18 protein-coding genes and 2 pseudogenes (2 of these 20 cut by a window edge) are annotated in these 22,500 nt (G+C 40.8%); 10 read left to right on the top strand and 10 right to left on the bottom strand.

Annotated features, from left to right (window positions below; genetic code table 11):
• The 5 genes in view from metH to LEP1GSC190_RS18065 are tightly spaced (at most 56 nt apart) and all read right to left on the bottom strand, a layout consistent with a single transcriptional unit that may run on beyond the window.
• Positions 1-2,865: the 5' portion of a methionine synthase gene (metH, locus tag LEP1GSC190_RS18085; RefSeq protein WP_002749286.1), read on the bottom strand. 879 nt of this gene lie to the left of the window's left edge; 2,865 of the gene's 3,744 nt are visible here — the first part of the coding sequence; it begins with the start codon at positions 2,863-2,865; the stop codon falls past the left edge of the window.
• A gap of 46 nt (positions 2,866-2,911) precedes the next feature.
• Positions 2,912-3,211 (bottom strand): indolepyruvate ferredoxin oxidoreductase subunit alpha, encoded by a 300-nt coding sequence (locus LEP1GSC190_RS18080; protein ID WP_036036092.1) that lies wholly within the window; start codon positions 3,209-3,211, stop codon positions 2,912-2,914.
• Positions 3,212-3,267: 56 nt separating this feature from the next.
• Positions 3,268-4,578: an adenosylhomocysteinase gene (ahcY, locus tag LEP1GSC190_RS18075; RefSeq protein ID WP_002749547.1), complete on the bottom strand. Its 1,311-nt coding sequence runs from the start codon at positions 4,576-4,578 to the stop codon at positions 3,268-3,270.
• Position 4,579: 1 nt separating this feature from the next.
• The gene (locus LEP1GSC190_RS18070; protein WP_002749438.1) at positions 4,580-5,557 is read right to left on the bottom strand and encodes an ArsR/SmtB family transcription factor; all 978 of its coding nucleotides are present in this window, start codon (positions 5,555-5,557) and stop codon (positions 4,580-4,582) included.
• A gap of 42 nt (positions 5,558-5,599) precedes the next feature.
• Positions 5,600-6,064 carry a DUF1564 family protein gene (locus LEP1GSC190_RS18065; RefSeq protein WP_002749607.1) on the bottom strand — a complete coding sequence of 155 codons (465 nt, stop codon included), beginning with the start codon at positions 6,062-6,064 and terminating at the stop codon, positions 5,600-5,602.
• Positions 6,065-6,314: 250 nt separating this feature from the next.
• Between LEP1GSC190_RS18065 and LEP1GSC190_RS18055 the strand changes: the two genes are divergently transcribed.
• Both LEP1GSC190_RS18055 and LEP1GSC190_RS18050 read left to right on the top strand, forming a co-directional pair.
• Entirely contained in the window at positions 6,315-6,887 is a 573-nt protein-coding gene (locus LEP1GSC190_RS18055; RefSeq protein ID WP_002749636.1) for a TetR/AcrR family transcriptional regulator, read from the top strand.
• 9 nt (positions 6,888-6,896) lie between these two features.
• Positions 6,897-7,325 carry an acyl-CoA thioesterase gene (locus LEP1GSC190_RS18050; protein ID WP_002749510.1) on the top strand — a complete coding sequence of 143 codons (429 nt, stop codon included), beginning with the start codon at positions 6,897-6,899 and terminating at the stop codon, positions 7,323-7,325.
• A 411-nt stretch (positions 7,326-7,736) separates the two neighbouring features.
• On the opposite strand, the gene LEP1GSC190_RS18040 is transcribed toward LEP1GSC190_RS18050, so the two are convergent.
• Entirely contained in the window at positions 7,737-8,543 is an 807-nt protein-coding gene (locus LEP1GSC190_RS18040) for a TIGR01458 family HAD-type hydrolase (RefSeq protein ID WP_002749288.1), read from the bottom strand.
• 935 nt (positions 8,544-9,478) lie between these two features.
• Between LEP1GSC190_RS18040 and LEP1GSC190_RS18025 the strand changes: the two genes are divergently transcribed.
• The 4 genes from LEP1GSC190_RS18025 (at position 9,479) to LEP1GSC190_RS18010 (ending at position 13,061) form a co-directional block, all read left to right on the top strand.
• A complete protein-coding gene (locus LEP1GSC190_RS18025; RefSeq protein WP_002729400.1) occupies positions 9,479-9,994 on the top strand; it encodes an LB099 family protein in 516 nt (171 codons plus the stop codon).
• A 22-nt stretch (positions 9,995-10,016) separates the two neighbouring features.
• Positions 10,017-10,580 (top strand): tetratricopeptide repeat protein, encoded by a 564-nt coding sequence (locus LEP1GSC190_RS18020; protein WP_002749554.1) that lies wholly within the window; start codon positions 10,017-10,019, stop codon positions 10,578-10,580.
• A 241-nt stretch (positions 10,581-10,821) separates the two neighbouring features.
• Complete coding sequence (locus tag LEP1GSC190_RS18015; RefSeq protein ID WP_420844323.1) at positions 10,822-12,270, top strand: polysaccharide deacetylase family protein; 1,449 nt, start codon at positions 10,822-10,824, stop codon at positions 12,268-12,270.
• Between the two features lie 44 nt (positions 12,271-12,314).
• Positions 12,315-13,061, top strand: coding sequence for a class I SAM-dependent methyltransferase (locus LEP1GSC190_RS18010; RefSeq protein WP_002749583.1), 747 nt, complete (start codon positions 12,315-12,317; stop codon positions 13,059-13,061).
• A gap of 29 nt (positions 13,062-13,090) precedes the next feature.
• Here LEP1GSC190_RS18010 and LEP1GSC190_RS18005 read toward each other — a convergent pair whose 3' ends face one another.
• Positions 13,091-16,030 carry an adenylate/guanylate cyclase domain-containing protein gene (locus LEP1GSC190_RS18005; protein WP_002749604.1) on the bottom strand — a complete coding sequence of 980 codons (2,940 nt, stop codon included), beginning with the start codon at positions 16,028-16,030 and terminating at the stop codon, positions 13,091-13,093.
• Between the two features lie 415 nt (positions 16,031-16,445).
• On the opposite strand from LEP1GSC190_RS18005, the gene LEP1GSC190_RS18000 reads away from it, so the two are divergent.
• Both LEP1GSC190_RS18000 and LEP1GSC190_RS17995 read left to right on the top strand, forming a co-directional pair.
• Positions 16,446-16,853 (top strand): DoxX family protein, encoded by a 408-nt coding sequence (locus LEP1GSC190_RS18000; RefSeq protein WP_002749668.1) that lies wholly within the window; start codon positions 16,446-16,448, stop codon positions 16,851-16,853.
• A 58-nt stretch (positions 16,854-16,911) separates the two neighbouring features.
• Complete coding sequence (locus LEP1GSC190_RS17995) at positions 16,912-17,151, top strand: hypothetical protein (protein ID WP_002729387.1); 240 nt, start codon at positions 16,912-16,914, stop codon at positions 17,149-17,151.
• Between the two features lie 80 nt (positions 17,152-17,231).
• On the opposite strand, the gene LEP1GSC190_RS17990 is transcribed toward LEP1GSC190_RS17995, so the two are convergent.
• On the bottom strand, positions 17,232-18,788 hold the full coding sequence (locus LEP1GSC190_RS17990; RefSeq protein ID WP_002763012.1) for an NAD(P)/FAD-dependent oxidoreductase: 1,557 nt from the start codon (positions 18,786-18,788) through the stop codon (positions 17,232-17,234).
• Between the two features lie 150 nt (positions 18,789-18,938).
• Here LEP1GSC190_RS17990 and LEP1GSC190_RS17985 point away from each other — a divergent pair.
• Positions 18,939-19,646, top strand: a pseudogene (locus tag LEP1GSC190_RS17985) (IS110 family RNA-guided transposase); the annotation flags it as partial.
• A gap of 43 nt (positions 19,647-19,689) precedes the next feature.
• On the opposite strand, the gene LEP1GSC190_RS17980 reads toward LEP1GSC190_RS17985, so the two are convergent.
• Positions 19,690-20,742 (bottom strand): IS481 family transposase, encoded by a 1,053-nt coding sequence (locus tag LEP1GSC190_RS17980; protein ID WP_002745363.1) that lies wholly within the window; start codon positions 20,740-20,742, stop codon positions 19,690-19,692.
• Between the two features lie 109 nt (positions 20,743-20,851).
• Here LEP1GSC190_RS17980 and LEP1GSC190_RS17975 point away from each other — a divergent pair.
• Positions 20,852-21,244: pseudogene (locus LEP1GSC190_RS17975) on the top strand (transposase); the annotation flags it as partial.
• A 580-nt stretch (positions 21,245-21,824) separates the two neighbouring features.
• Here LEP1GSC190_RS17975 and LEP1GSC190_RS17970 read toward each other — a convergent pair.
• Positions 21,825-22,500, bottom strand: the 3' portion of a protein-coding gene (locus LEP1GSC190_RS17970) for a patatin-like phospholipase family protein (protein ID WP_002749200.1). Its footprint extends 329 nt past the window's final position; the window shows 676 of its 1,005 coding nt (coding positions 330-1,005); the start codon falls outside the window, past its right edge; it ends in the stop codon at positions 21,825-21,827.

The following is a 22,500-nucleotide window of genomic DNA, read 5'->3' as shown; positions in this document are numbered from 1 at the left end:
CGGTATTAATGTTTCCAAAGACACTTCTTCGTCAAAAATTCGGATTCCCATAAAAGAAGGTTTATCGATTGTCGTAGCCGTCCAATCGATCTCTTCCCGATTTTCTCTGGCTTGTTCCAAGGAAATTAATTTTCTTTCCGCTCTCGTATTAAAATAATTCTCCCGAGCCGTCTTTTGATCTTCTTTGATCTTTTGAGCATACACCTCGTTTAAATCCGAATGTAAAAGTTGATTTACTACGTTTACAACCCTAGAAGCGTCCACTACATGTACTACGGGTGGATCATATACGGGTGCAATTTTTACCGCAGTGTGCGCGGAGCTCGTGGTCGCTCCTCCGATCAAAAGAGGGATTTCGAAACCGGTTCGTTTCATCTCGGAAGCCACATGTACCATCTCATCAAGCGAAGGAGTAATGAGTCCCGAAAGACCGATGATACTCACGTTATGTTTCTTTGCTTCTTCCAAAATTTTATCGGAAGGGACCATTACACCTAGATCAATCACTTCGTAGTTATTACATGCAAGAACAACCCCAACGATGTTCTTTCCTATATCGTGAACATCTCCTTTTACGGTCGCGATCAAAAATTTAGGGCGGGCGACCACATCCTCCGACCGATTTTTCTCTTCTTCCATAAAGGGAAGAAGATAGGCCACAGATTTTTTCATAACCCGAGCGCTTTTTACCACCTGGGGAAGAAACATCTTCCCAGCACCGAACAATTCTCCTACGATCTTCATTCCGTCCATTAGAGGACCTTCGATGACGGTTAATGGACGTTCGTACTTGAGCCTGGCTTCTTCCGTATCCTGATCAATATATTCCACGATTCCCTTGACAAGTGCGTGCGAAAGCCTCTCCTCGACCGAAGTCCCTTCTCTCCAAGCTTCCTCTTTCTTTTCGGATTTGTCTCCGGAGGATTTTACACTTTCGGCAAATTCGACGAGACGTTCGGTTGCGTCGGGTCTTCTATTTAAAATTACATCTTCAACATATTCTAATAGATCTTTCGGAATTTCTTCGTAGACCGCAAGCATTCCCGCGTTTACGATTGCCATGTCGAGCCCTGCTCGTATTGCGTGATATAAGAAAACAGAGTGCATTGCCTCTCTCACGGGATTGTTTCCTCTAAAGGAAAAAGATACGTTGGATAAACCTCCCGAAACCTTCGCACCCGGACAGAACTTTTTGATTTCACGAACAGCTTCTATAAAGTCCATTGCATAGTTATTATGTTCCTCGATCCCAGTCGCCACAGTCAGGATATTCGGATCAAAAATAATGTCAGTTGGACTAAAATTAGCCTTCGTTACGAGAAGGTCGTATGCCCTCTTGCAAATACGAACCTTCTCATCCTTGGTCGCGGCTTGTCCTTGTTCGTCGAATGCCATCACGATCGCGGAAGCTCCGTATCTTTGAATTTTACGAGCGTGTTCTAAGAATTTTTCCTCTCCTTCTTTGAGAGAGATGGAATTTACGATCGGTTTTCCCTGAATACATTTCAGACCTTCCTCCAGAACACTCCACTTGGAAGAATCGATCATAAACGGAACCTTTGCGATATCTGGTTCGCCCGCGATGAGATTCAGGAAATGTCTCATCGAAGCCTCGCCATCTAACAACGCTTCGTCGAAATTGATGTCGATGATATTCGCTCCTGCTTCCACTTGTTGCAACGCAACGGAAACTGCTTCTTCAAAATTCCCTTCGATGATAAGTTTTTTGAATTTAGGCGATCCGGTAACATTGGTTCTTTCCCCTACGAGTAAAAATCCTTTATCGGGGGTGACATTCAATGGTTCTAATCCAGAAAGTCTCGTGATCTCTTCGATCTGAGGAAGAACTCTTGGTTTTTTTTCTTGGACCGCCTTTGCGGCAGCGGCGATATGTTCGGGAGTCGTTCCGCAACATCCGCCCGCAATGTTCAACCAGCCGGAATTTGCAAACTCTTGAATATAAGTTCCAAATTCTTCCGGAGTCTGGTCGTAACCTCCGAACGCATTCGGTAAACCTGCATTCGGATAACAACTGATATAGCAGGAGGAAACTCTCGCAAGTTCTTCAATATAGGGACGCATTTCGTCCGCACCAAGCGCACAGTTGATTCCCACAGAAAGAGGATTGCAATGCACGATGGAGTTGTAGAACGCTTCTACCGTTTGTCCGGAAAGAGTTCTTCCCGAAGCGTCTGTGATCGTCACCGAAAGGCAAACCGGAATTCTTACTTGCAAATCCTCGAATACTTGTTCGATTGCAAAGATTGCCGCCTTTAGATTCAAAGTATCGATATTCGTTTCTGGAAGAAGCAGGTCCACCCCCGCTTCCACAAGAGCGCGCGCTTGTTCGTAAAAAGTCGCAACCAAATCGTCGAAAGTCACTGCACGAAACGCGGGATTGTTTACATCCGGAGAAAGGGTCGCAGTACGAGTCGTCGGCCCGATCGCACCGGCCAGAAAACAAGGCTGGTGGCGATTTGTTTTTTTAAACTTTTCAATCGCATTGCGGGCACATACAACCGCGGCCTTGTTCAAATCCGTGACGAGAAACTCCGTTTTATAATCACCTTGAGAAACCTGATTCGAACTGAACGTGTTCGTTTCAAGAATGTTCGCCCCGGCTTCCAAAAATTTCACGTGAATCGCTTCGATTACATCCGGTCTTGTTAAACAAAGAAGTTCGTTGTTCCCTTTGAGAGGATGTGGATGGTTCTTGAGAACTTCTCCTCTGAAATCGTCTTCGGTGAGAGGGTATCTTTGGATCATAGTTCCCATCGCCCCGTCTATGACTAAGATTTGTTTTTTGAGGAGCGCAAGCAATTCCTGGGATGAACGATTAGTATAGTTCTGAACTTTATAAGTCATAAGCAAACTTCTTTGATAATTCTAAAAAATAATATAACATTAAATTCTAATATTCCGAATTTACACATCCCTCTTTTTTGAGAGGAACTTTCACGTCTATAATAACGGGAGAATGCTTCGCTTTATGAACATTCTCCGCAATCCAACCATGCCAGATAGACGGAACTTCGTAATCCGGATAAATCGCTTCCACCGGACATTCCGGTCTGCATTTATTACAATCAATACAGACGGAAGGTTCGATATAAAGACAATCAGTTCCTTCTCGGAAAGCTTCCACAGGACAGACTGCTGCGCAGTATGTGTATTTGCAATTCCTGCACGGCTCAGTAACTACATAAGCCATTGTTTTTCAAGAAGACCGATTTTTTCCGGGACTTTAGCGTCCCGGAAAAGTCCGGATCAGTACCTGTAGTTCTCCGGTTTGAAAGGCCCGTTTAGAGGAACTCCCAGATAGTCAGCTTGTTTTTGGTTCAGTTTTGTTAAACGAACTCCCAACTGATCAAGGTGAAGAGCGGCCACTTTCTCATCCAAATGTTTCGGAAGTGTATAGACTCCGAGCTCATACTTATTGTTGTAAAGTTCGATCTGAGCCAGTACTTGGTTCGTGAAGGAACAGGACATTACGAAAGAAGGGTGACCGGTCGCACAACCTAAGTTTACAAGACGTCCCTCCGCAAGAACGATAATGGATTTACCGTCCGCAAAGGTGTATTTGTCCACTTGAGGTTTGATTTCCTTTTTGGTTACGCCCTTTTCTCCGTTCAGTCTAGACATTTGGATCTCGGTGTCGAAGTGTCCGATGTTACAGAGAATCGCCCCGTCTTTCATCGCTTTCATGTGTTCGAGAGTGATGATGTCGTCGTTTCCAGTTGCGGTTACTACGATGTCCACTTGTTCGATGATGTCTTCCACGCGAAGAACTTGATATCCTTCCATAGAAGCTTGAAGAGCGCAGATTGGATCGATTTCGGTTACAATCACTCTCGCACCGAAGTTACGAAGAGAAGCGGCGGATCCTTTACCTACGTCTCCAAAACCGCAAACGAGAGCCACTTTACCTGCGAGCATAACGTCGGTAGCTCTTTTGATTCCATCCGCGAGAGATTCGCGACATCCGTATAGGTTGTCAAACTTAGACTTGGTAACAGAATCGTTTACGTTGAACGCGGGGACTTTCAATTCTCCCTTTTTGAGTAATTTGTAAAGACTCTTGACACCTGTGGTCGTTTCTTCGGAAATACCGCGAATTTCGCTTAACAATTTAGGATACTTCTCATGAACGTAAGCAGTGAGGTCTCCTCCGTCATCAAGTATCATATTCGGTCCTTTATCTCCGAAGAAAAGGGTTTGTTCAATACACCACCAGTATTCTTCTTCGGTTTCTCCTTTCCATGCAAAAACGGGGACTCCGGCTTTAGCAATCGCAGCGGCAGCATGATCTTGGGTGGAGAAGATATTGCAAGAAGACCATCTCACTTCCGCTCCCAATTCCGTCAGGGTTTCGATCAGAACTGCGGTCTGAATTGTCATGTGAAGAGATCCGGCAATTCTTGCACCCGTTAAAGGTTTTTTACCTTTGTATTCCTGTCTTAACGCCATAAGACCCGGCATTTCTTTTTCCGCCAGGATAATCTCCTGCCTTCCCCATTCAGCTTGGGAAAGATCCTTTACTTTATAGCTTAAACCTTTTTCTTGTGTTGTTGCGGACATTTTAGTCCTCCTTTTTCTTTGCTTGAATGATCAAAATTTTGAAAACGTTACCCGTATCAAATTCCTCGTAAGAACCAACTCTAAAGCCGGAAAGTTCCAACCAATCCTGTAGAAGAGAATAATCAAATCCCAACCAAAGGTCGGAGAAGTTATCCCTCATAAACTCTTGATTGTGTTTTTTCAAATCCACAAGACAGAAGGTTCCGCCGGGTTTCAGAATTTTATAAATTTCGCGAATCACTGCAGGTGGGTTAGAAAGATGATGAAGCACCATAGAAGCGACGACCGCATCCGCTTCCTCTCTCGCGTAAGATGCTACGTTTTCCAAAGGAGAACAGATTAAGGATACATGAGCGTTTCCTGTAAATGCTACCTCCGCTTCTTCCACCATCTTAGGAGACGCGTCGATCCCGATTACCTGATCTGACTTCGTCAAAAGATAAGGGATCAAACCTCCAGGACCACATCCCAAATCGTAAATTAAGGAGGAAAAATCAGGTAAATAAGAAAGAATTTTTTTACGATAGATTGCAGGATCCAGCACATCCTTTTGAATCGATTCCCAGTCGTGAGCTACATTATTAAAATAGAATGTATTCTTTTGATCCCTTCTGGAAAGAATCTCGGAAATCTGCGCTTGATCCGTCGTTCGAAACGGTAAATCTTCTTTGTAGGAAAGAAGAAGTTCAGTGACCTCGGAAGAAAAAGCGGGGGCTTTTTTTTCCTCTATAATTCGGTAATATACCCAAGAACCTTCTCTTTCAGGAATCAAGAATCCCGCATCAGTTAAAATTTTAAGATGTCGAGAGACGCGAGACTGACCCATTTTTAAAACTTCTGTAATTTCTTGCACATTCAAAGGGGATAAAGAAAGAATATGAAGAATTCGGACTCTTGTTTCATCCGAAAGCGCTTTTAGAGCAGAAAGAATCTGCTTCGGACTATTACCGGAAACAATTTTGGCTTCCAAAAGCTCCATTAGGACTAAGATATCAAGATATCTTGATATCTGCAAGATTTTTTATGAGGGAGAAGGAAAAAGTTGGGAGAAGAATCGGTTTTTGGGTGGGAGAATTTCTCTGAGAAGGGTGATTTTTGTAAGAGCTCCTCCTGTTTGGTAGTAGGGGATTTCGTTAGCGTACTCCCACTCTTCTAAGATGGCAAAAAGGAGACAACGAGAAACACCTAACCCAAGAGCGAGGACTCCCAAAGTGACCCAATCCTTTTCGTTTGGACGAAAATTCATCTTTTTTAGTTTTAAACCTTTTCTCTGATAGCTTACTGCAGGGAAACTTCTTCCTAAAAATTTCTTTTCGAGCGCACATTTCTGATATTTCTTTAGGAGAAAACTCAATTCTTGATTCAATTTATTTGCCTTTAATTTTCTTAAGTGCACAATCTGCTCCGGAATAAGGAGAGTAACGGGTGTTCTTTTTTTTCGGAAGGTGATTTCTCTTTTCGAACTAATTTCTTCTTTTGATTCCATACCTGAACGGTTCTTTCAAGTGATTAAGAAGAATTGGTTAAATTTGAGTTTTGGAGACTTTTTTCAGGTCTCCTGAAAAATTTTCAACGGGGCAAGTCTGTGATTTTTTTAAGTTATAGAGTTCTTTAGGAATTTTGTAAGAGCTCCTACTCCAAAAGCCCCTTTTTTCTCAATACTCATCCTTTTTTGTAAGACCTCCTACAAATTTTCCTTGCATTCTAAAATGACCAGTCACTTTATTTTCTAAAAGATGAAACTCTCTCCTACCGCAGCAGAAACTAGAAAGAAAAAGATCCTCGAAACCGGAATTCATCTCCTCCGAAAAACCGGACCAAATGAAATCGGAATCCAAGAGATCGCGGACGCTTCTGGGATTCCCAAAGGATCTTTCTACAATTACTTCCCTTCCAAGGATCACTTTCTCTTGGAGGCCTTAGAAATATATACGAATGCCGCAATCCAATGGAACGAATCCGTCTTAGAAGAAGGGGGAAGAGGACTTTCTTCTCTCCATTTTCTCTACAAAAAAAAAGTAGATTTAGAAAAGAATTTCCTTCAAGAAGAACTCTCCTGTCTTATCAATGTCCTCTCTCAACATTCATCTTCTCAAAGGCCGGAACTGAGAAAAAGATTGAAATTGTCTCTTGAAACCATCTCAAGAGGAATCATTGAATCGCTTCAAGTTCCCGAATCTCAACCCCTTCTAAAACGCATTCAATATTTAGAATCTTCTTGGAGAGGTGCAATGCTCCTCTCCAGAGCAACGGGAGACGAATCCTATCTTGAGAATTTTTTATCCAATCTCAAAAAGAATGAATTTTAGGAAAAAAGAATGAAAATCGAAGAACCGACCCCGATTCGAAAAAACCACTCGACACAAATTACGATCCGTTGGGATGAATTGGATCCGAACCAACATGTAAACAATAAAAATTTCCAAGGTTACTTGGACGAGGCTAGAATGAGAGCAATGAGGGACTGGGGATTTTCCATGGAAAAACTAAAAACACAGGGTTTTGTACCGGTGATTCTTTCGATTCACCTCGATTTTAAACGCGAAATCAACTATCCGGAAACGATTACGGTTGAATCCGATCTTTTTATAAAAACACCCATTCGTGCGGTATTTGTACAAAGGATCATTTGTCAAAGCAGTCAAACTCTTTCTTGCAACGCGAGTACGGATTGGGTGATTCTCAATTCGAACTCAAAACGGCCCTTGAAATTTCTGGAAGCGATCGGTCTCGAACAGACAGTTTAAATTCCGTCGTTTCAAAAAAAATTTGTTTCCAAGATTCAAAGTAAAACATCAAGGTTTTCGATCTTAATTTTCAAGATATTCAGAAACGATTTTCCAATCGAGTTTTTGGGTAACGAAATTTCCCATCTAAAAACGCTTCATTTTTTGAATTTGTATTTTTTGCGAATCTGTTTGATCTTTCGACTCTTGTTGCTTGAATAAACTACGGCCCTTCAAAGGAGAATTGTAAAAACTTTTCGACGGACGAAATTCCCAAATTTTATACAGACAAACTGCTATAAAGGTCCGGAAAGTTTTGGGATTGGTTCTAAAAAAGAAAACCCTTAAGAATAAGGGCCAAATAGTTCTCACGACTAAGTTGGATGGCATTGAACTCATATTTTGTTTTTCGTTCGATATTTTAAACAGTCTTTAGAATTTCTGAAGAAACGGAATCAGTGAACTTATATTTTCCCAAATTGCATCGGGGCGAACATTCGAGTTTTGCAATATTCCATCCCGATATTTTCCAGTTTTTACGAGAACTCCCCGCATCCCACAAGCTTGTGCTCCACCTACATCCGAATCAAGATCGTCCCCGATCATAATCGTCTCAGACGCTTGCGTGGAAATCATTTTCAGAGCAGCTTTAAAAAACGCCGGAGAAGGTTTTCCTATGATCTCGGCTTTTACACCGGTCGCGTATTCTATTCCGGACACGAAAGCCCCCATATCTAACATCAACCCTTCTTTTGTCTGCCAATACTTCCCTTTATGAAGAGCGATCAACCTAGCTCCCTTTTTTACTTTTTGAAAGATATCATTTAAAATCCTATAATTCCATTCTTTTCCAATATCTCCGATTAACACGGCTTCCGGAATTTTCTGTTCGAAATCGATTCCTTCCAAATCTTTTTCGACTTCCTTTTGAATAACGAAAAAAGTTTTTGGATTTCCTGTTTCTCGAATGTATTCGCTGGCGGCTCGGGGAGAATTTAGAATTCTTTTTTCCTCTACTGGAATTTTGAGATCGTTTAGAAATTCGAAAATCCCATTTCTCGATTTTGTAGTCGTATTCGTTAAAAACAAATGAGGTATGTGATTCTCTTTTAAATAAGAAACCACCTCCCGTGCCCCAGGAAGAACAGAATCTCCGGTATACAATACCCCGTCCAAATCCAACAAAACACCTTGAACAGACGCTTGTATTCTTTTTTGCAAAATGGTGTTTTCATTCATATAAAACGTAATTCTAACGCATTTTCTTAAATTTGCGATCCTCTATTTTGAAAATCTTTTTCATCACATTCCATTCTTCTAAATCGCATTTTCCTCCATAAGAAAGTCTTCTTAAAATTAAAAGTATACCTCATTCATAGAATTCCATCCGATCACACAAAACCAAAATCCCGGAACTTTTATTCGAAACTAGGGGAATCGCCAACACGAATCCGAAAAATATCATACTAGTGATTCGAATCGAGTTTGAAAATCCTTATCAGATTTATTGAGCGTAAGTTCTTAGCTTACGTTCGCTTTTGTGAAAAAAAATTCCCGAGTTAGACATGTCAGTATATGAGGTCTTTTTCGCAGCTCTTGACCAAAACACTTCAGACACATAAAAACTCATTTCCGTTGTTCGTAATATTATTTTATGTAGATTCTTTACTATTGCCGGATATTGTAATTTTTGCAACTTCTGGTCTGACAACTTTAGAATCTCCAATTTTACATTCGAAAGAACGCGAGGATAACTTCTCGTCTCGAAACAAAAACTCGAAGAGGCAAATAAAATCTGTATACTTTTCTGGAACCGAAACATCGCTTCCCTTTTCGCACCATCTGGAATCCATTCTTACAGTCTATACCGACTTTTCTCTGAAACTGTTTCAAATTCGATCGTAAACGCGATTACGAAACGTAATCCTTCATTTCGCTTATCAGAGGAAATTGTAGCGAGTCTCAAGTGTTGGGCCGCTTCGAATTCACAAAAGATGGCAACATGGTAGTAAGTGTTTAATTACTTCAGTGTACTTTCGGAGATAAGAAATACATTCGAGAAATTCTCTTCAAATTCGGAAAAATGTTTTCAAGTTAACCATATTGTGATAATTATAGTTTCTAAAGTTTGGAGAGTTAGCGCTCTCCGGATAATTTAACGAGCGTAAAACAATATGGAAATCTACGAAAAAGAAAAACGAAAACTACTTTCAGCATCTACACCGGAGCAGTACATCGAGCTATCCATCAAATCGAAACTGACCGGACCCAAAAAATCTAGTATCACGTCGGAATGGCTTACATCCACTGGGTATACGATTGAGGATATCAAATACGCAAGAAACCGCCACCCCTTCTGGAGAAAGAAGAGGAATCAAGGCTCATACGAACGTAACAGCAAACGTTTGGAACAACACAATTATTACCGAACAGATCGGAAGATCGTTTGGGATAAAGGCAAACTAGCGAAGTTCTTCGACCTCAACTCGAAAGGGTTAGCTGATCACGAATTAGCAAAAAATTTTAGAACTTCGATTCCAGCTGTGAATCATATACGTAGAAAGTTTCGCTTTGCCTCTCAGCTTCTACAACTCGAAAAACAAAAACCGGCAAAGGGTGGAATTCTGAAACTTTGCACCCACAGTGAATCAGTTTTAAAAAGATTGATCCGAGAGAAAGGAGGACAATAAATCTCTTTCGGAGGCTTTTTGGTTGGTCCCCGGTCTTAAATCGAAATTTACATCGATTTTTATTTTTTTCCTAACTATTACGTTGTTTTCTGTCTGTTCTTTCGAACAAAAGAAAACGAAGGAACTGGTTTTCATCAGCGAAACCGATCTGAATTCCTTTCAAGAAGGAAATTCTAAATTCAAGAACGGGGACTACTTGGAAGCGATCGAGTTTTATTCTAGAGATCTGGACGTTAATCCGGACAATCCGACTTCACTTAACAACAGAGGACTTGCCAAAAGCAAATCTGGTAACGAAACAGGAGCGATTTCCGATTACAACCGGGCAATTGAAAAACGAGAAGATTACGCGATCGCTTTCAACAACCGAGGCTGTGCAAAAATGAAAGTTTCCGATTATCGAGGGGCGATCGAAGATCTTTCTTTGGCGATCCGTCTGAAACCAACTTATGCAAATGCACTCAATAATCGTGCCGTGGTAAACTGGACAGTACAAGAACAACAAAGCGCCTGCGAAGATTGGAAAAAAGCGGCAAATTTAGGACACAACGAAGCAAGAAAATCCTTTGTAAAGTTCTGTAGTTGAAAACCTCGGGAATCGCTTGCCGGGGAAAGCGGTGTTAAAACACTAACCGAAGACTTTTCTTCCGGATTTCAGAATGCAAACAAAACCACTTACAGTTCGTTTTAAAACGTTAATTTCCTTTCGTCCAAAAAAGCGAAACGACAAGGGAACACAATATTGCGCTTGCCCGCAGCGTGTTTTACCCGACCGAAAGATCCAAGAAACCTTACAAAACGCTTTTTATAATTCGTATTTCGGACATATCCCGTTCTTATTTCTCTTTCTCATTAATAGCATTAAGCGCAATATCCTCATAACTCCCGCAATCTTTTATCTCTTAGTATCTTCGATTCTTATCGCTTCCCCTGTGAACGATTTCCTCAACCCTGAGAAGAATAGAAAACCGACTACTTCGTCTTCAAAAAAAGATACAGAACAAAAACCACCGAAATCTTTGTACACTCCCGAAGATTCCTCGCAAAAAACCATTTCTAAAAAAAATCAAAAAGAACAAACGAAATCCGCTAACGTAGATTCCGACCCCGCTCAGTCCGAAGATGAAATTTCCCGTAAAAAATCCGTAGTTAAAAGCCGAAAAGAACCCGATTCAAAACGAGAAAATTTTGACGTTTCTAAGAATTCCAAAAAGAAAAAATACGAAGACGCGCTTCCAACTGTTAAAGAAGATACTCCACCGACTCCCAGTTATACGACTCAAGGAGTCGAATCCGTTTCTGGAGGCGGGATTCCCGTTCTTTGTTATCACCACTTAGCATCCGAAGGCGGACCGATGGGAGGTTATAATCTTCACCCGAATCTTTTGGAAGAACAATTTAAGTTTTTGAAAGCTACAGGTTACAACACGATTCGCCTGGATCAATTCTACGCGTATATCAACGGTAAAAAACCCTCCAACTTTCCAGACAAACCGATTTTACTGACATTCGACGACGGCTCCAAAACACATTTGGAAGTTTTAGTTCCTCTTTTAAAAAAATACGGTTTCACCGCTTCTATCTTTATCTATCCTTCGATCATCTCCTCGCGAAAGAAATATTACATGACCTGGGAGGAGTTAAAAAAGGCTTTAGATAGTGGAGTTTTGGACCTAGGCTCTCATACTTTATATCATCCGAAACTTCCAATGATGAGCCGCGCTTTAATTCGAAAACAACTCGTAGAATCCAAACAAATCTTAGAAACAAAAACAGGTAGAAAGGTAATCGATCTCGCGTATCCCTTCGGTCTTTTCGATCCGAGAGTAATCGAGGAAGCGAAAGCGATCGGTTATAGAATGGCGTTTACAGTCAACCCAGGTAAAAATCTTCCGGGAACTCCCGTTTACAACATACACAGATCCTTGGTTCCTTGGGGACAATCTCAGTCGGCGTTTAATTCCATTCTTACGATGGCCCCTCCCCCGAAGATCTCCATTTCTATCCAAGACGGATCTTGGGTAAAAGCAGGCCAAGAATTCAAGATTCACCTTGAAGGGGTTCAACCTGAGTCGGTTAGCATCAAGATCAAAAGTAAGAACGTACTCCTAGAAAATCAATCTCCAGATTATACGGTAAAGATCCCGAGCTTCGCAAAAAAATCCACATTTCTTCCTTTGATGGTGCAAGCTAAAACGAAGGACGGCAAACAAATCCAATATCAGTACCTTTTTATCAATCAGGAATTTCAAAAACATCCAGACGGTGATTTTTAAATTCCTGATTGAACTTACATTACGATCTTTGAAAATATCAGAACATGAATTTCAAAGATCATTTTTCTTCTCATTCCTCTTCTTACTCCGAGTTCAGACCAGGTTATCCGCTTGAGTTATTTCCATATCTCAAAAGCCTCGTTCCAAACGCAAAAATAGTCTGGGATTGCGGAACCGGAACGGGTCAAGCCGCGGTTTCTCTTGCGGCAACTTTTGAAAAAGTGATCGCTACAGATCCGAGCACAAATCAAATTTCAAACGCCGAGCCTCGTAAAAACATAGAATACAGAGTCTGCAAGGCGGAAAATTCTACATTAGAAAATCATGAAGCGGATTTGATCACAGTGGCTCAAGCATTTCACTGGTTCGATTTCGAACCGTTTTACAAGGAAGTAATCCGAGTTGGAAGGAAAAACGGAATTCTTGCGATTTGGGGTTACGGTCTGCATAAAATCTCTCCCGAAATCGACAATATCGTGGACAGACTCTATAGAGTAATTGTCAGTTCGTACTGGCCACCGGAAAGAAGATACGTGGAAGAAAACTACAAAACGATTCCCTTCCCTTTTGAAAAGATTATCCCTCCCCCGTTCAGCATGAAGGAAGAATGGACAGTAGATCAAATATTAGGTTACCTGAGAACCTGGTCCAGCGTCCAGAAATACATTCAAAAAAATGAATCTGATCCGGTTCTTTTAGTCGAGACGGAAATCCGAAATTTTTGGGGCAAAGCCCAAACAAAAATCGTGGAATGGCCACTCTTCTTTAAAATCGGGAAACTTCCAGCTTGATTCCATCTTTCAAAGAAGCGATTCGTTTTTTATTTATGAGTTCTAGTATAAACTCCGTCCCAGGCCTTTTTCGGAGGATTCAATTTGTATTCTTCACAACGATCGATAAGAACCATCGCGGCCTTATCTTTTCTACCCCTGGTGATCTGAGAACTTTCGAGCAGTTCCTGCGCCAAAGACCATTCTCGATTGAGATACGCTTCGAAACCTTTGGAGAATTCTAACACGGAAGCTTCCACTCTTTCTGGCACGTTATCCTGTCTTCCAATGAGTTCGTAGAGAAGTACGGGTTCATTTTTCCCTTTGACCCGGACAACGTCCAGAAGCCTTGTAAAAAATTCGTCCTTGATCTCGTGTTGAACGTGCTCACTCACAAGAATATTAACCCCGTAATCCTTACCGGCGGCTTCAAGTCGCGCGGCAAGATTTACCGTATCGCCCATCATCGTATACGCCGAAATAGAATCGGTTCCCATAAACCCCACTTTCGCAAGACCCGTGTTAAGCCCGATTCGAATCTGCATCTCTTGTGCTTCCGGAATATAGGCTTTTTTTCCTTTCCATTCCTGTCTAAGTTTTTCGAGAGTTTCTATCATTTCGACCGAGGCCCGTGCCGCCTTGAGACAATGTTTGTCCACTTCGACGGGTGCATTGAAAATTCCCACAATGGCATCCCCGATGTATTTATCCAAAACTCCCTCGTGTTTTTTCAGGATCAACGTCATCGCCGAAAGATATTCGTTTAATAAAGATGCTAATTCCACAGAAGTTAATTTTTCGCTAATATTCGAAAAATCTGCTACATCGGAAAAGAAAGCGGTGACTCTTTTTTCACTTCCCCGTTTAAGTGCCACCAGATCCACCATAGCTTCTCTGACAACGACCGGATCGATCATAGTTCCAAGAATATTTTTGATTTTCTCCCTTTCCTTCAAACCGGTCACCATAGAGTTCAGAGCTACGGTAAGAGTTCCAAATTCGTCCTTGCCACCCCGTTCAAACAAAACTTCCAAATTTCCTTGACCGACTTCCTTAGCATGAAAGATAATTCGTTTGATTTTTTGAACTACAAAACCGGAAATTAAAATTGCAAAAACGAGCGCCACGACACAAATCAACAAGGCGGTTGCGATTGTGGAATTTTTATTCTTTTGAATTATCTCTATACCTTCAGTGCGATCCACGATCGTTCTTGAAATTCCGGAAAGGTTTGCGGATAAAATCGCAGAACTAACCCCTTCCCCTGATTCGGAAAAAAGAGGTTTAGAATCCAAGTTCCAAAGAATCTCTTCGGCTTCTCCTCTTGAGTTCGCTAGGATTCCGTGAGAAATCAATTTTTTCAGTTGAGGGGTCGGAGTTTCGCTTTTACCCGAATAAATCCATTCTCGAATCGCTTTCCATCTTTGTTTGGATAAATTCTGTTCCGAAGGATACTTTAGATAATCGGAATAGTTTCCGGAATTCTGACTGAACCGCAACACGATCAAATCCTCAAGCCCCGCATTCCTAAGTTCGCCTAACGCGTCTATGAGAATATCGGTCTCACTCTGAATCGGAAAGAAAACTTCTGTTTTGACCGGATGTTTTTGTTTTCCTGTTTTAAGTTTTTGCGCTGTTTCCACAAAATCCTTTTTATCTTCCGAATACCGGTTTCGAAACACTTCGAAACCGGTTTCCCTTTCATCAATCAGTTTGGAATAACGAACGTAAAGATCGTTGAAAGTTTTGTCTCTAAAAGGAGGAATCGGAGGTTTTTTCCCTTTCAATTCCTGAATTCTTTTTCTCAAAGGAGGCACCAAATCTCGAATCCGCATCGCAATATTTTCGTCCTGTTGCAGATAATGTTTCGTAAAATCCGGTAGTTTTCCTTTAAGGAGATCAGCTCGTTCGGTAGAACTTTGATTCCTAAAAATCGGGGAATACAAGGTTTGTAATTCCATCTTACCAATCGTGTACGAATTTTGATTCGTATCCTGCGAGAAATCCAAAGAAAGAATTTTCGCAATGGAAGCCTTTAGATTCACATCGATGTCTCTCATAAAAATGTTCGAATTGATCGGAACATCCGGTTTAAAAATTTTCGTATCGAAAGAAGGATTCAGACTTTCTTTGATCTGATGGGAAATCACCGGAAAAGTCTGAATTCTATACTGAGACATGTTGAGTCCAAGCTCTTCAATTTTCCGATGTTGTTTCGGAAGTGCAAGTTCGAGAATGGAATGATCCAAATAATTTCTAGCTTTTTCAATTCCCTTTTTCAGATTGTCCATTCCGTATTCAAGATTCTGTTTTTCCTTTTCGGAAGTTCTTTCCTGAGAATGCAGCTCGTCCCATCTTTGTTTTTGTTCGTTCAGATCCGCTTCCAACACAGCGACTTGATATGCCATATTCTTAAGTTTGGAAAACATCGCGTCTGAAATTGCAAGACCACTTGGATCTTTGAGTAAAAATTTGGTATTCTTTTCGAGCTCGTCTATGTCGGCCTTGGAAAGATAAACAGAATAGTACGTATCCTTAATGGACGACTTACGTTCCTTTCCTAGAACTCCGAAAAGTTTCGTTTTAAATCCAAAAAGGCTGACTTCTTTCGTTTCCTGAGTGACTACTTTTGTTCTATATTTGAGTAACGCTTGACTTTGGCGTTTGACTCTTTCCCGAAAAGATTCCACTCGAATCAAACTGCTGGAAAGATTCTCCAACTCAAGCACTAGGCCGGAAATATAATGTCTGGAGATCGCCGCTTCTTTTTCGTAACTTCGGGTGAGAATTTCGGTCTGCTGATGAACATCTATCGCAGAAAGGATCATAACCGTAAATGCGATCAAAGTTCCCGTAAAAAGAGCAAGTTTCGCTCGTATCCCGAGATAAAAAAGATTCTTAAAGTCGACGAGAAATTTGAATTTCTTTTTTATCTTTTCAAGGAAAGATTTCATTTTTAATTTTCCCGATTGAATTTGATCTGTAATCACTTGCGGCATCCTTGTTGTCGATACAACGTTTCCGGCATTCTGAGATATCAGACTTGCGAGTCACAAAATTGATCTTTTAGTATAATGAATTTTCCGAGAACGGTAAATTCGATTTTTTAGATAAGAATTCATGAAGGTCCAAAAAGTTTTTCGACCGAATGAAAGATTTTCATCAATTTTTTCTTCTACAAGATTGGTACCACTTTCAAAATCCTAACCTTATACAACACTATGAAAGACTCTGAGGACTCCTTTCATATTCCATGGCACAAACACGGTAAAATGTTCAAACAAACAATTCCGAAAATTCTTACAGGATTATACAACGTATCAGGACTTGAATAAAAATTCTTTTCAAGTGTAACCGTTTTCTTACGAACTCGAAGAAACATTTGGAATTTCCAGGAGCGCCTTCTTGTCTATTTCTCACTCTTCTAAAAAGAAACTCCTTTTGTATTGCCTTCGTACGATTGTAGCGTTCGTATTTTTACAAACTCTTTTTTATAAGTTCACCGGAGCTCCGGAGTCAGTCGCGATTTTTTCCAAACTCGGAGTGGAACCTTGGGGGAGAATCGGAACTGGAATTTTAGAACTTGTTACCTCGATTCTTTTGTTTCTACCAGGTTGGAATTGGCTCGGCTCCTTTCTCGGACTTGGACTTATGTCCGGCGCCGTTTTTTCTCATTTATTCGTGATCGGAATCGAACAGGAAAACGACGGCGGATTATTATTCTTATTGGCCTTAGGGAATGCGATCCTTTGTATTCTTCTTCTTTGGATGGAAAAAGACACTTTAACGGCTGTTCTGCGAAAACGTTTTTAAAAAATAAGCTTTCCTATAATTTCAAATTCGCTAGACTTTCAAAAAGAAGGGGAATTTTATGGGAGAAGAACAGGCAAAAATTCACGCGTTGAATAAAATCGTCTCTATCATCGACGAAAAAGCTTCCATTTATAGAAACGAAAGAAAGTCCATGCCTTCCGCACGCGCAATTTCCGAGAAAAAGTTAATTCTTGAGTTGATAGACGACGGTATGAAACTAGCTAAAACGATTCAGCCGAAACCGACGGATCTGATCCGAGATCTGGAAACACTCAACAAACAATTTATGAATTTATAATTCATGTCCAAACGTTTTACCCAAAATTAAAAAACAAATTCGAAAGGATAAAATTCGAGTCCATTTTGACTTGAAAAAACTCACCCGATCGAGCAAACGCAAGCGTTCGCGGATCGAATCCCGTCCATTGCGGCGGATACAATTCCTCCCGCATAGCCCGCACCTTCTCCACAAGGATAAAGACCTTGAATTCGAATATGTTGTAGAGTACGTGAATCCCTAGGAATACAAACGGGAGAAGATGTCCTCGTCTCCGGAGCATGAACGACCGCCTCATTTGTAAGATACCCTTTCATAGTACGATCAAATTCCTGAAAACCTTTTTGCAAGGATTGATAAACGAAATCCGGTAGAATTTCCTGCAATGCAACGGATGTAATTCCCGGAGCATAGGAAGTTTTCGGAAGATCCGAAGATACCTTTCCTTCTATAAAGTCTACGAGCTTTTGCGCCGGAGCCTTTTGTGTACGACCTCCCGCAGTCCAAGCCTTTTGTTCGATCTCTTTTTGAAACTCCATCGCGGCGAGAGGACCGTATTTGGAGAAAGGTTTAAAGTCTTCCATTTTCAATTCGACTACAATTCCGGAATTTGCGGAAGGCCTTGCCCTTTTCGACGAAGACCAACCGTTCGTAACGATCTCTTCCGATTTTGTGGCACAGGCCGCGATTACCCCTCCAGGACACATACAAAAAGAATATACACCCCTCCCATCTACTTGCTTTGCGATACTGTAAGGAGAAGGTGGAAGATAAGGATTTCGAACCTCACAACTATATTGAATGGAGTCGATGAGAGACTGACGATGTTCCACTCGAACGCCGACAGCAATCGGCTTGAGTTCTAGCTCGATTCCTTTCCGGTACAATAACTCGAAGATGTCTCTTGCCGAATGTCCGGTGGCAAGAATTACATTTTTCGAATGGAATTTATCTCCATCTTTGGTAAGCACACCATAAATTTGATTTCCGTTTAACAGAAAATCGGTCACTCTCTTTTCAAAGTGGACCTCTCCGCCCATCTCCACGATTTTTTCTCGAATATTTTTTACAATTTTGGGAAGTTTGTTTGTTCCGATGTGTGGATGCGCTTCCACCAGAATATCTTTGTTTGCTCCGAAACCTACGAGCAGCTCCAGAATCTGACGAACGTTTCCTCTCTTCTTGGATCTTGTATAGAGCTTGCCGTCCGAGTAAGTTCCAGCTCCGCCTTCTCCAAAACAATAATTCGAATCTTCGTTTACGTTATGATGAACGTTTACTTCTTTCAAATCAAAAGGACGTCTCATCACGTCCTTTCCCCTTTCCAAAAGAATCGGTTTGAAACCTGACAAGATCAATTGAAGAGACGCAAAAAGTCCAGCAGGTCCAGCACCAATTACGATCACTTCTTTCGAATGAGATACATTTGGAAAATCCGGAAGAATAATCGGCTTTTCGATAAAATCTTCTTGAATAAAAACCAGAACTTTTAAATTAAAATAAACGATCCTTTGTCTTGCATCTATGGAACGACTCAATATCTCAATATGACGAATCTCTTGTATGTTTATTTTTAGAGTTTTAGAAATATGCGCTTTGAGCGCCTCTTCTTGTCCCGCGACTTCCGGAACGACGCGAAACTGAAGTTCTTGTATCATAAATATACTTGTTTTTAAAGAAAGGGCCAAAGAACAATCGTAATTTATCAATCTAAAGCTAAGACAAAATGGCGCCCCTTCTGGGCTTGAAAACCGTGGGTTAGATGCAAGCATTTACCACAAAACAAGAAAACCAACAGAAGGAACGTAATGAAAAGAAAAGTATATGTAGGAATGGATGTCCACAAAGAAACGATTAGAATTGCGTGTTTAACGAACAATACAAAGGAAATAGTAAAAGAACAGCAGATAAAACATAATGAGGTTCAGATCAAAAAGTTCGTCAATAAACTAAAATCAGAATGGAACGAGATACATAGTTGTTACGAGGCGGGAGTAACCGGTTATCCACTTTACAGAAATCTAAAGTCTTTGGGAGTGAACTGTATCCTTGTCGCACCCGGAAAGATACCAAGACAAAGCTCGGATAAGATCAAAACGGATAAGAGAGACGCGATCAAATTAGCAAAATTATTACGAAGTGGAGAATTAGAATCGATTCATGTACCGAGTGAAGAGGACGAAGCGGTAAGGGATTATTTGAGATCCCGTGACAGCCTTCGTTTGGATTTAGGAAGGAATCGTCAGAGGTTGATGAAATTCTTATTAAGAAAGGGTATAACTTACTCAGCAACAAAGTATTGGACAGTCAGTCATAACAAATGGTTGAACAATCTACAGTTTAACAATGAGATCCTTCAAGAGACATTTAACGACTATTATAGTCGAGTAAGAGTTCAAGAAGAGAATTTAAAAGCGATGGATAAGAGAATACAAGAGATAGCGGAAAGTGAACCGTATCGAGAGAAAGTGGGAATATTAAGATGTTTCCGAGGAGTGGATTATCTAACCGCAATGTGTACAGTAACAGTATTCGCCTGACACTTCTGAAAGAAATTGACTAATCTTCTGAACTAGGCTCCTCGTCCTCTTCGACTTTAATTCCTTCGAAAAATACTTGAAATGGAGTTCTTCCGTTCATGTTTCTTCCTTGATGGACTCTCTTGTAATTGTATTCCTCAAAGAAGATTTCCAGATCGATTTGCATTTCTTCAATCGCCTCGTAGAATTTGGTTCTACCAGCAATTCTGAAATGCTCGTCGAGCAAAGTTCGATGAAGTCGTTCAACGTATCCATTGCTCTGGGGTCTTCGCACTTTAGTAGTCCGATGTTCGATCTCTTCTAATTGAAGAAAGAGTTCGAACGGATGTTGATCTTCTCTTCCACAATACTCACGACCATTATCGGTAAGAACGGTCATAACTTTAACGTTATGTTCTTCGAAGAATGGAAGGACGTCGTTGTTGAGAGTTTGCACAGCGGTAACAGGAATCTTCGTATTAAAAAGCCTTCCCCAAGCGAATCGACTGTGACAATCGATTACGGTTTGCAAATAGACTCTTCCAACTCCCTTTAAGGAACCGACCATGAACGTGTCCATAGAGACCAATTCTCCGGTAGAATCGGCATGTATGTGCCTTTCTCTGTATTCTGGATCGAATCTTTCAAGGAGTTTAATCTGATCCTCGGTGAGAGGGATGATTTGATCTTTGTGATGTTCTTCAAGTCTGAGAAGCCTTTGATGTTTGGTTACAAGTTTATTCCTCGCCCAAACTCCTCTGACTCCTCCTGAGCTTACTTTGATTCCCTTGAGGCTGAGTTGTTGTGCGACTTTTAAACAACCGTGGGTAGGACGTTGTAGAGAATATTCTAAAACTTCTTTCTCGATTTCTTCGCTGACTCTGTTCGGATGAGGTCCGTTTGCTCCAGGCATTCGATCCAAAAGTCCTTCTGCTCCGTAAGTTTGAAAGTTTCTTCGGATCTCGTAGAACTGCTGACGGGAATATCCCATGATTTTGCAGGCCTTACTTACATTTTCTAATTCGTTAGCAAGTTCTAATAAATTTAGCTTTCTTCTCGTAGCTTTTGTCGTCGCATTGGCGTTGGTGGTCATCGGTTTCTCCTGAGTTTAAATAATTTGTGGTAAAATCATTTTTACTTTCAGAAGAAATCGGGACCACTGATTTTTACCCGACTGTCAGGTGAATACTATCACTACACACGCAATGTTTTTACTTTGTGAGGTTTGTGACTTCAAACGATTCAAAACAGCCGGTTCGTTCATGAGTTTTCTTGGACTTGTTCCGGGAGAATATTCCAGCGGTTCCAAAAGAAAACAAACAGGGATAACAAAAACTGGAAGTCCCAGACTTCGAAGAATATTGACAGAAGCAGCTTGGCAACATCGTTTCCCTGGAACAGGAAGTAAGATTGTAACCGCACGTAGATCGGGACAACCTGCGTTAGTTGTTGCTTTGGCGGAAAAAGCATCTCTCAGATTACACAAAAAGTTTCGTAATCTACAGCAAAGAGGAAAAACTCCTCAGGTAATGATAACGGCAGTTTCAAGAGAGTTATCCGGATTTCTTTGGGCGGCGATGAATCTGGTTGCATAGAGTTAGAGTAATGTTTCATCCAATAATTGAATTCGTTAGAGAAGATGTACGATAAAGGAGGAATACTTGTTGGCTCAGTGTTGAAGCAAATTTGAATTTCAAATTTGACCTTCGTTTTAAGACTAAGAACAGCTCCCGATGTATAGATTATCCTGCGGTATCCAACCCGCGAATATCAGTCTGATCAATCGTCGCGAATGCTTTTCTCTAACGAGTTAAATTATTGGGTGATTAAAAAAAAATGCGAAAAAATATTTACGGCTCCGGATGGGGGCGCCATATCAGAGCCCGTCTCAAAATCTTAAAAAATATTTCTTAACGATCCGGCAAGTTCCTAAAAAAACGTGGGAGTTCCCACAGATTAGTCGCATTGGCGGTTTTTTCCTGTCGTTTAAAATTGTAGTAGTTCCTACATTCCTAAGGTTCTTAAGACAGGCTAAGTTAGACCAGAAAAACAAAGTGAAGCTTCGAACCTCTTGTTTGTTCAGAAAGAAACACTTTGTTGTTTCACGAAAATTCTATTTTAAAACCTGAAGAGAAATCATTTGGTAAATTCGTAATCATTCCAATATGTATTCCCTTACTTAGACTTTAAGAAAAAAGCCGCTTTTGCCCAATCCTTTTTTAGATATTCGAAAATTTTATCCTTATTCAACCGAGCGTCCTGTTTTCCGAGCTCATAGGCCCTCCTCACTCCGTTCGGGTCGGTATAATCAAAGGAAGTAATCGGCAAAGGTTCGGAAGGAGTTTGCAAATAACATCTTTCTAAAAGTTTAGGATCTTTGCCGACAATCGTAGTCGGTTCATAATAAACTCCGATCGTCTTTTTATCTGGAGGAAACACCTCTAAAAGAAGGTTGTTGGTAAGTCCCCCATCGAAATAATATTCGTTTTCGTGACTCTGAATGGAAACGACAGGAGGAACCGAAGAAGAATTGAGAATAATCTGTTCCACTGTTTTTTCATCATTGAAATCCTTTTCCGTAAATAAAACTTCTCTCATATTCCATTTTCTGAGTATTCTTTGCATTCTTTCCGTATTTAAACCGCGCTTTTTATCTCTTTCGTCCTCAAGAAATGCCTTCGCCGTCTCCGCAATCAATCTTGCAAGTCTGAATTTATTCTTTAAAGAATCCTCTTTAGGAATCACTCTCAAAGTATGAATGAACACCTTGATTCCGGATTTGACGATTTTCTGAAAATCCATCCCGAAGCGAATCGTCCTTCGATATATCTCTTCGTGCGGGAACACACGT

Source organism: Leptospira mayottensis 200901116 (assembly GCF_000306675.2).
Lineage (GTDB): Bacteria > Spirochaetota > Leptospiria > Leptospirales > Leptospiraceae > Leptospira > Leptospira mayottensis.
This window is presented reverse-complemented; position numbering and strand designations above follow the sequence as displayed.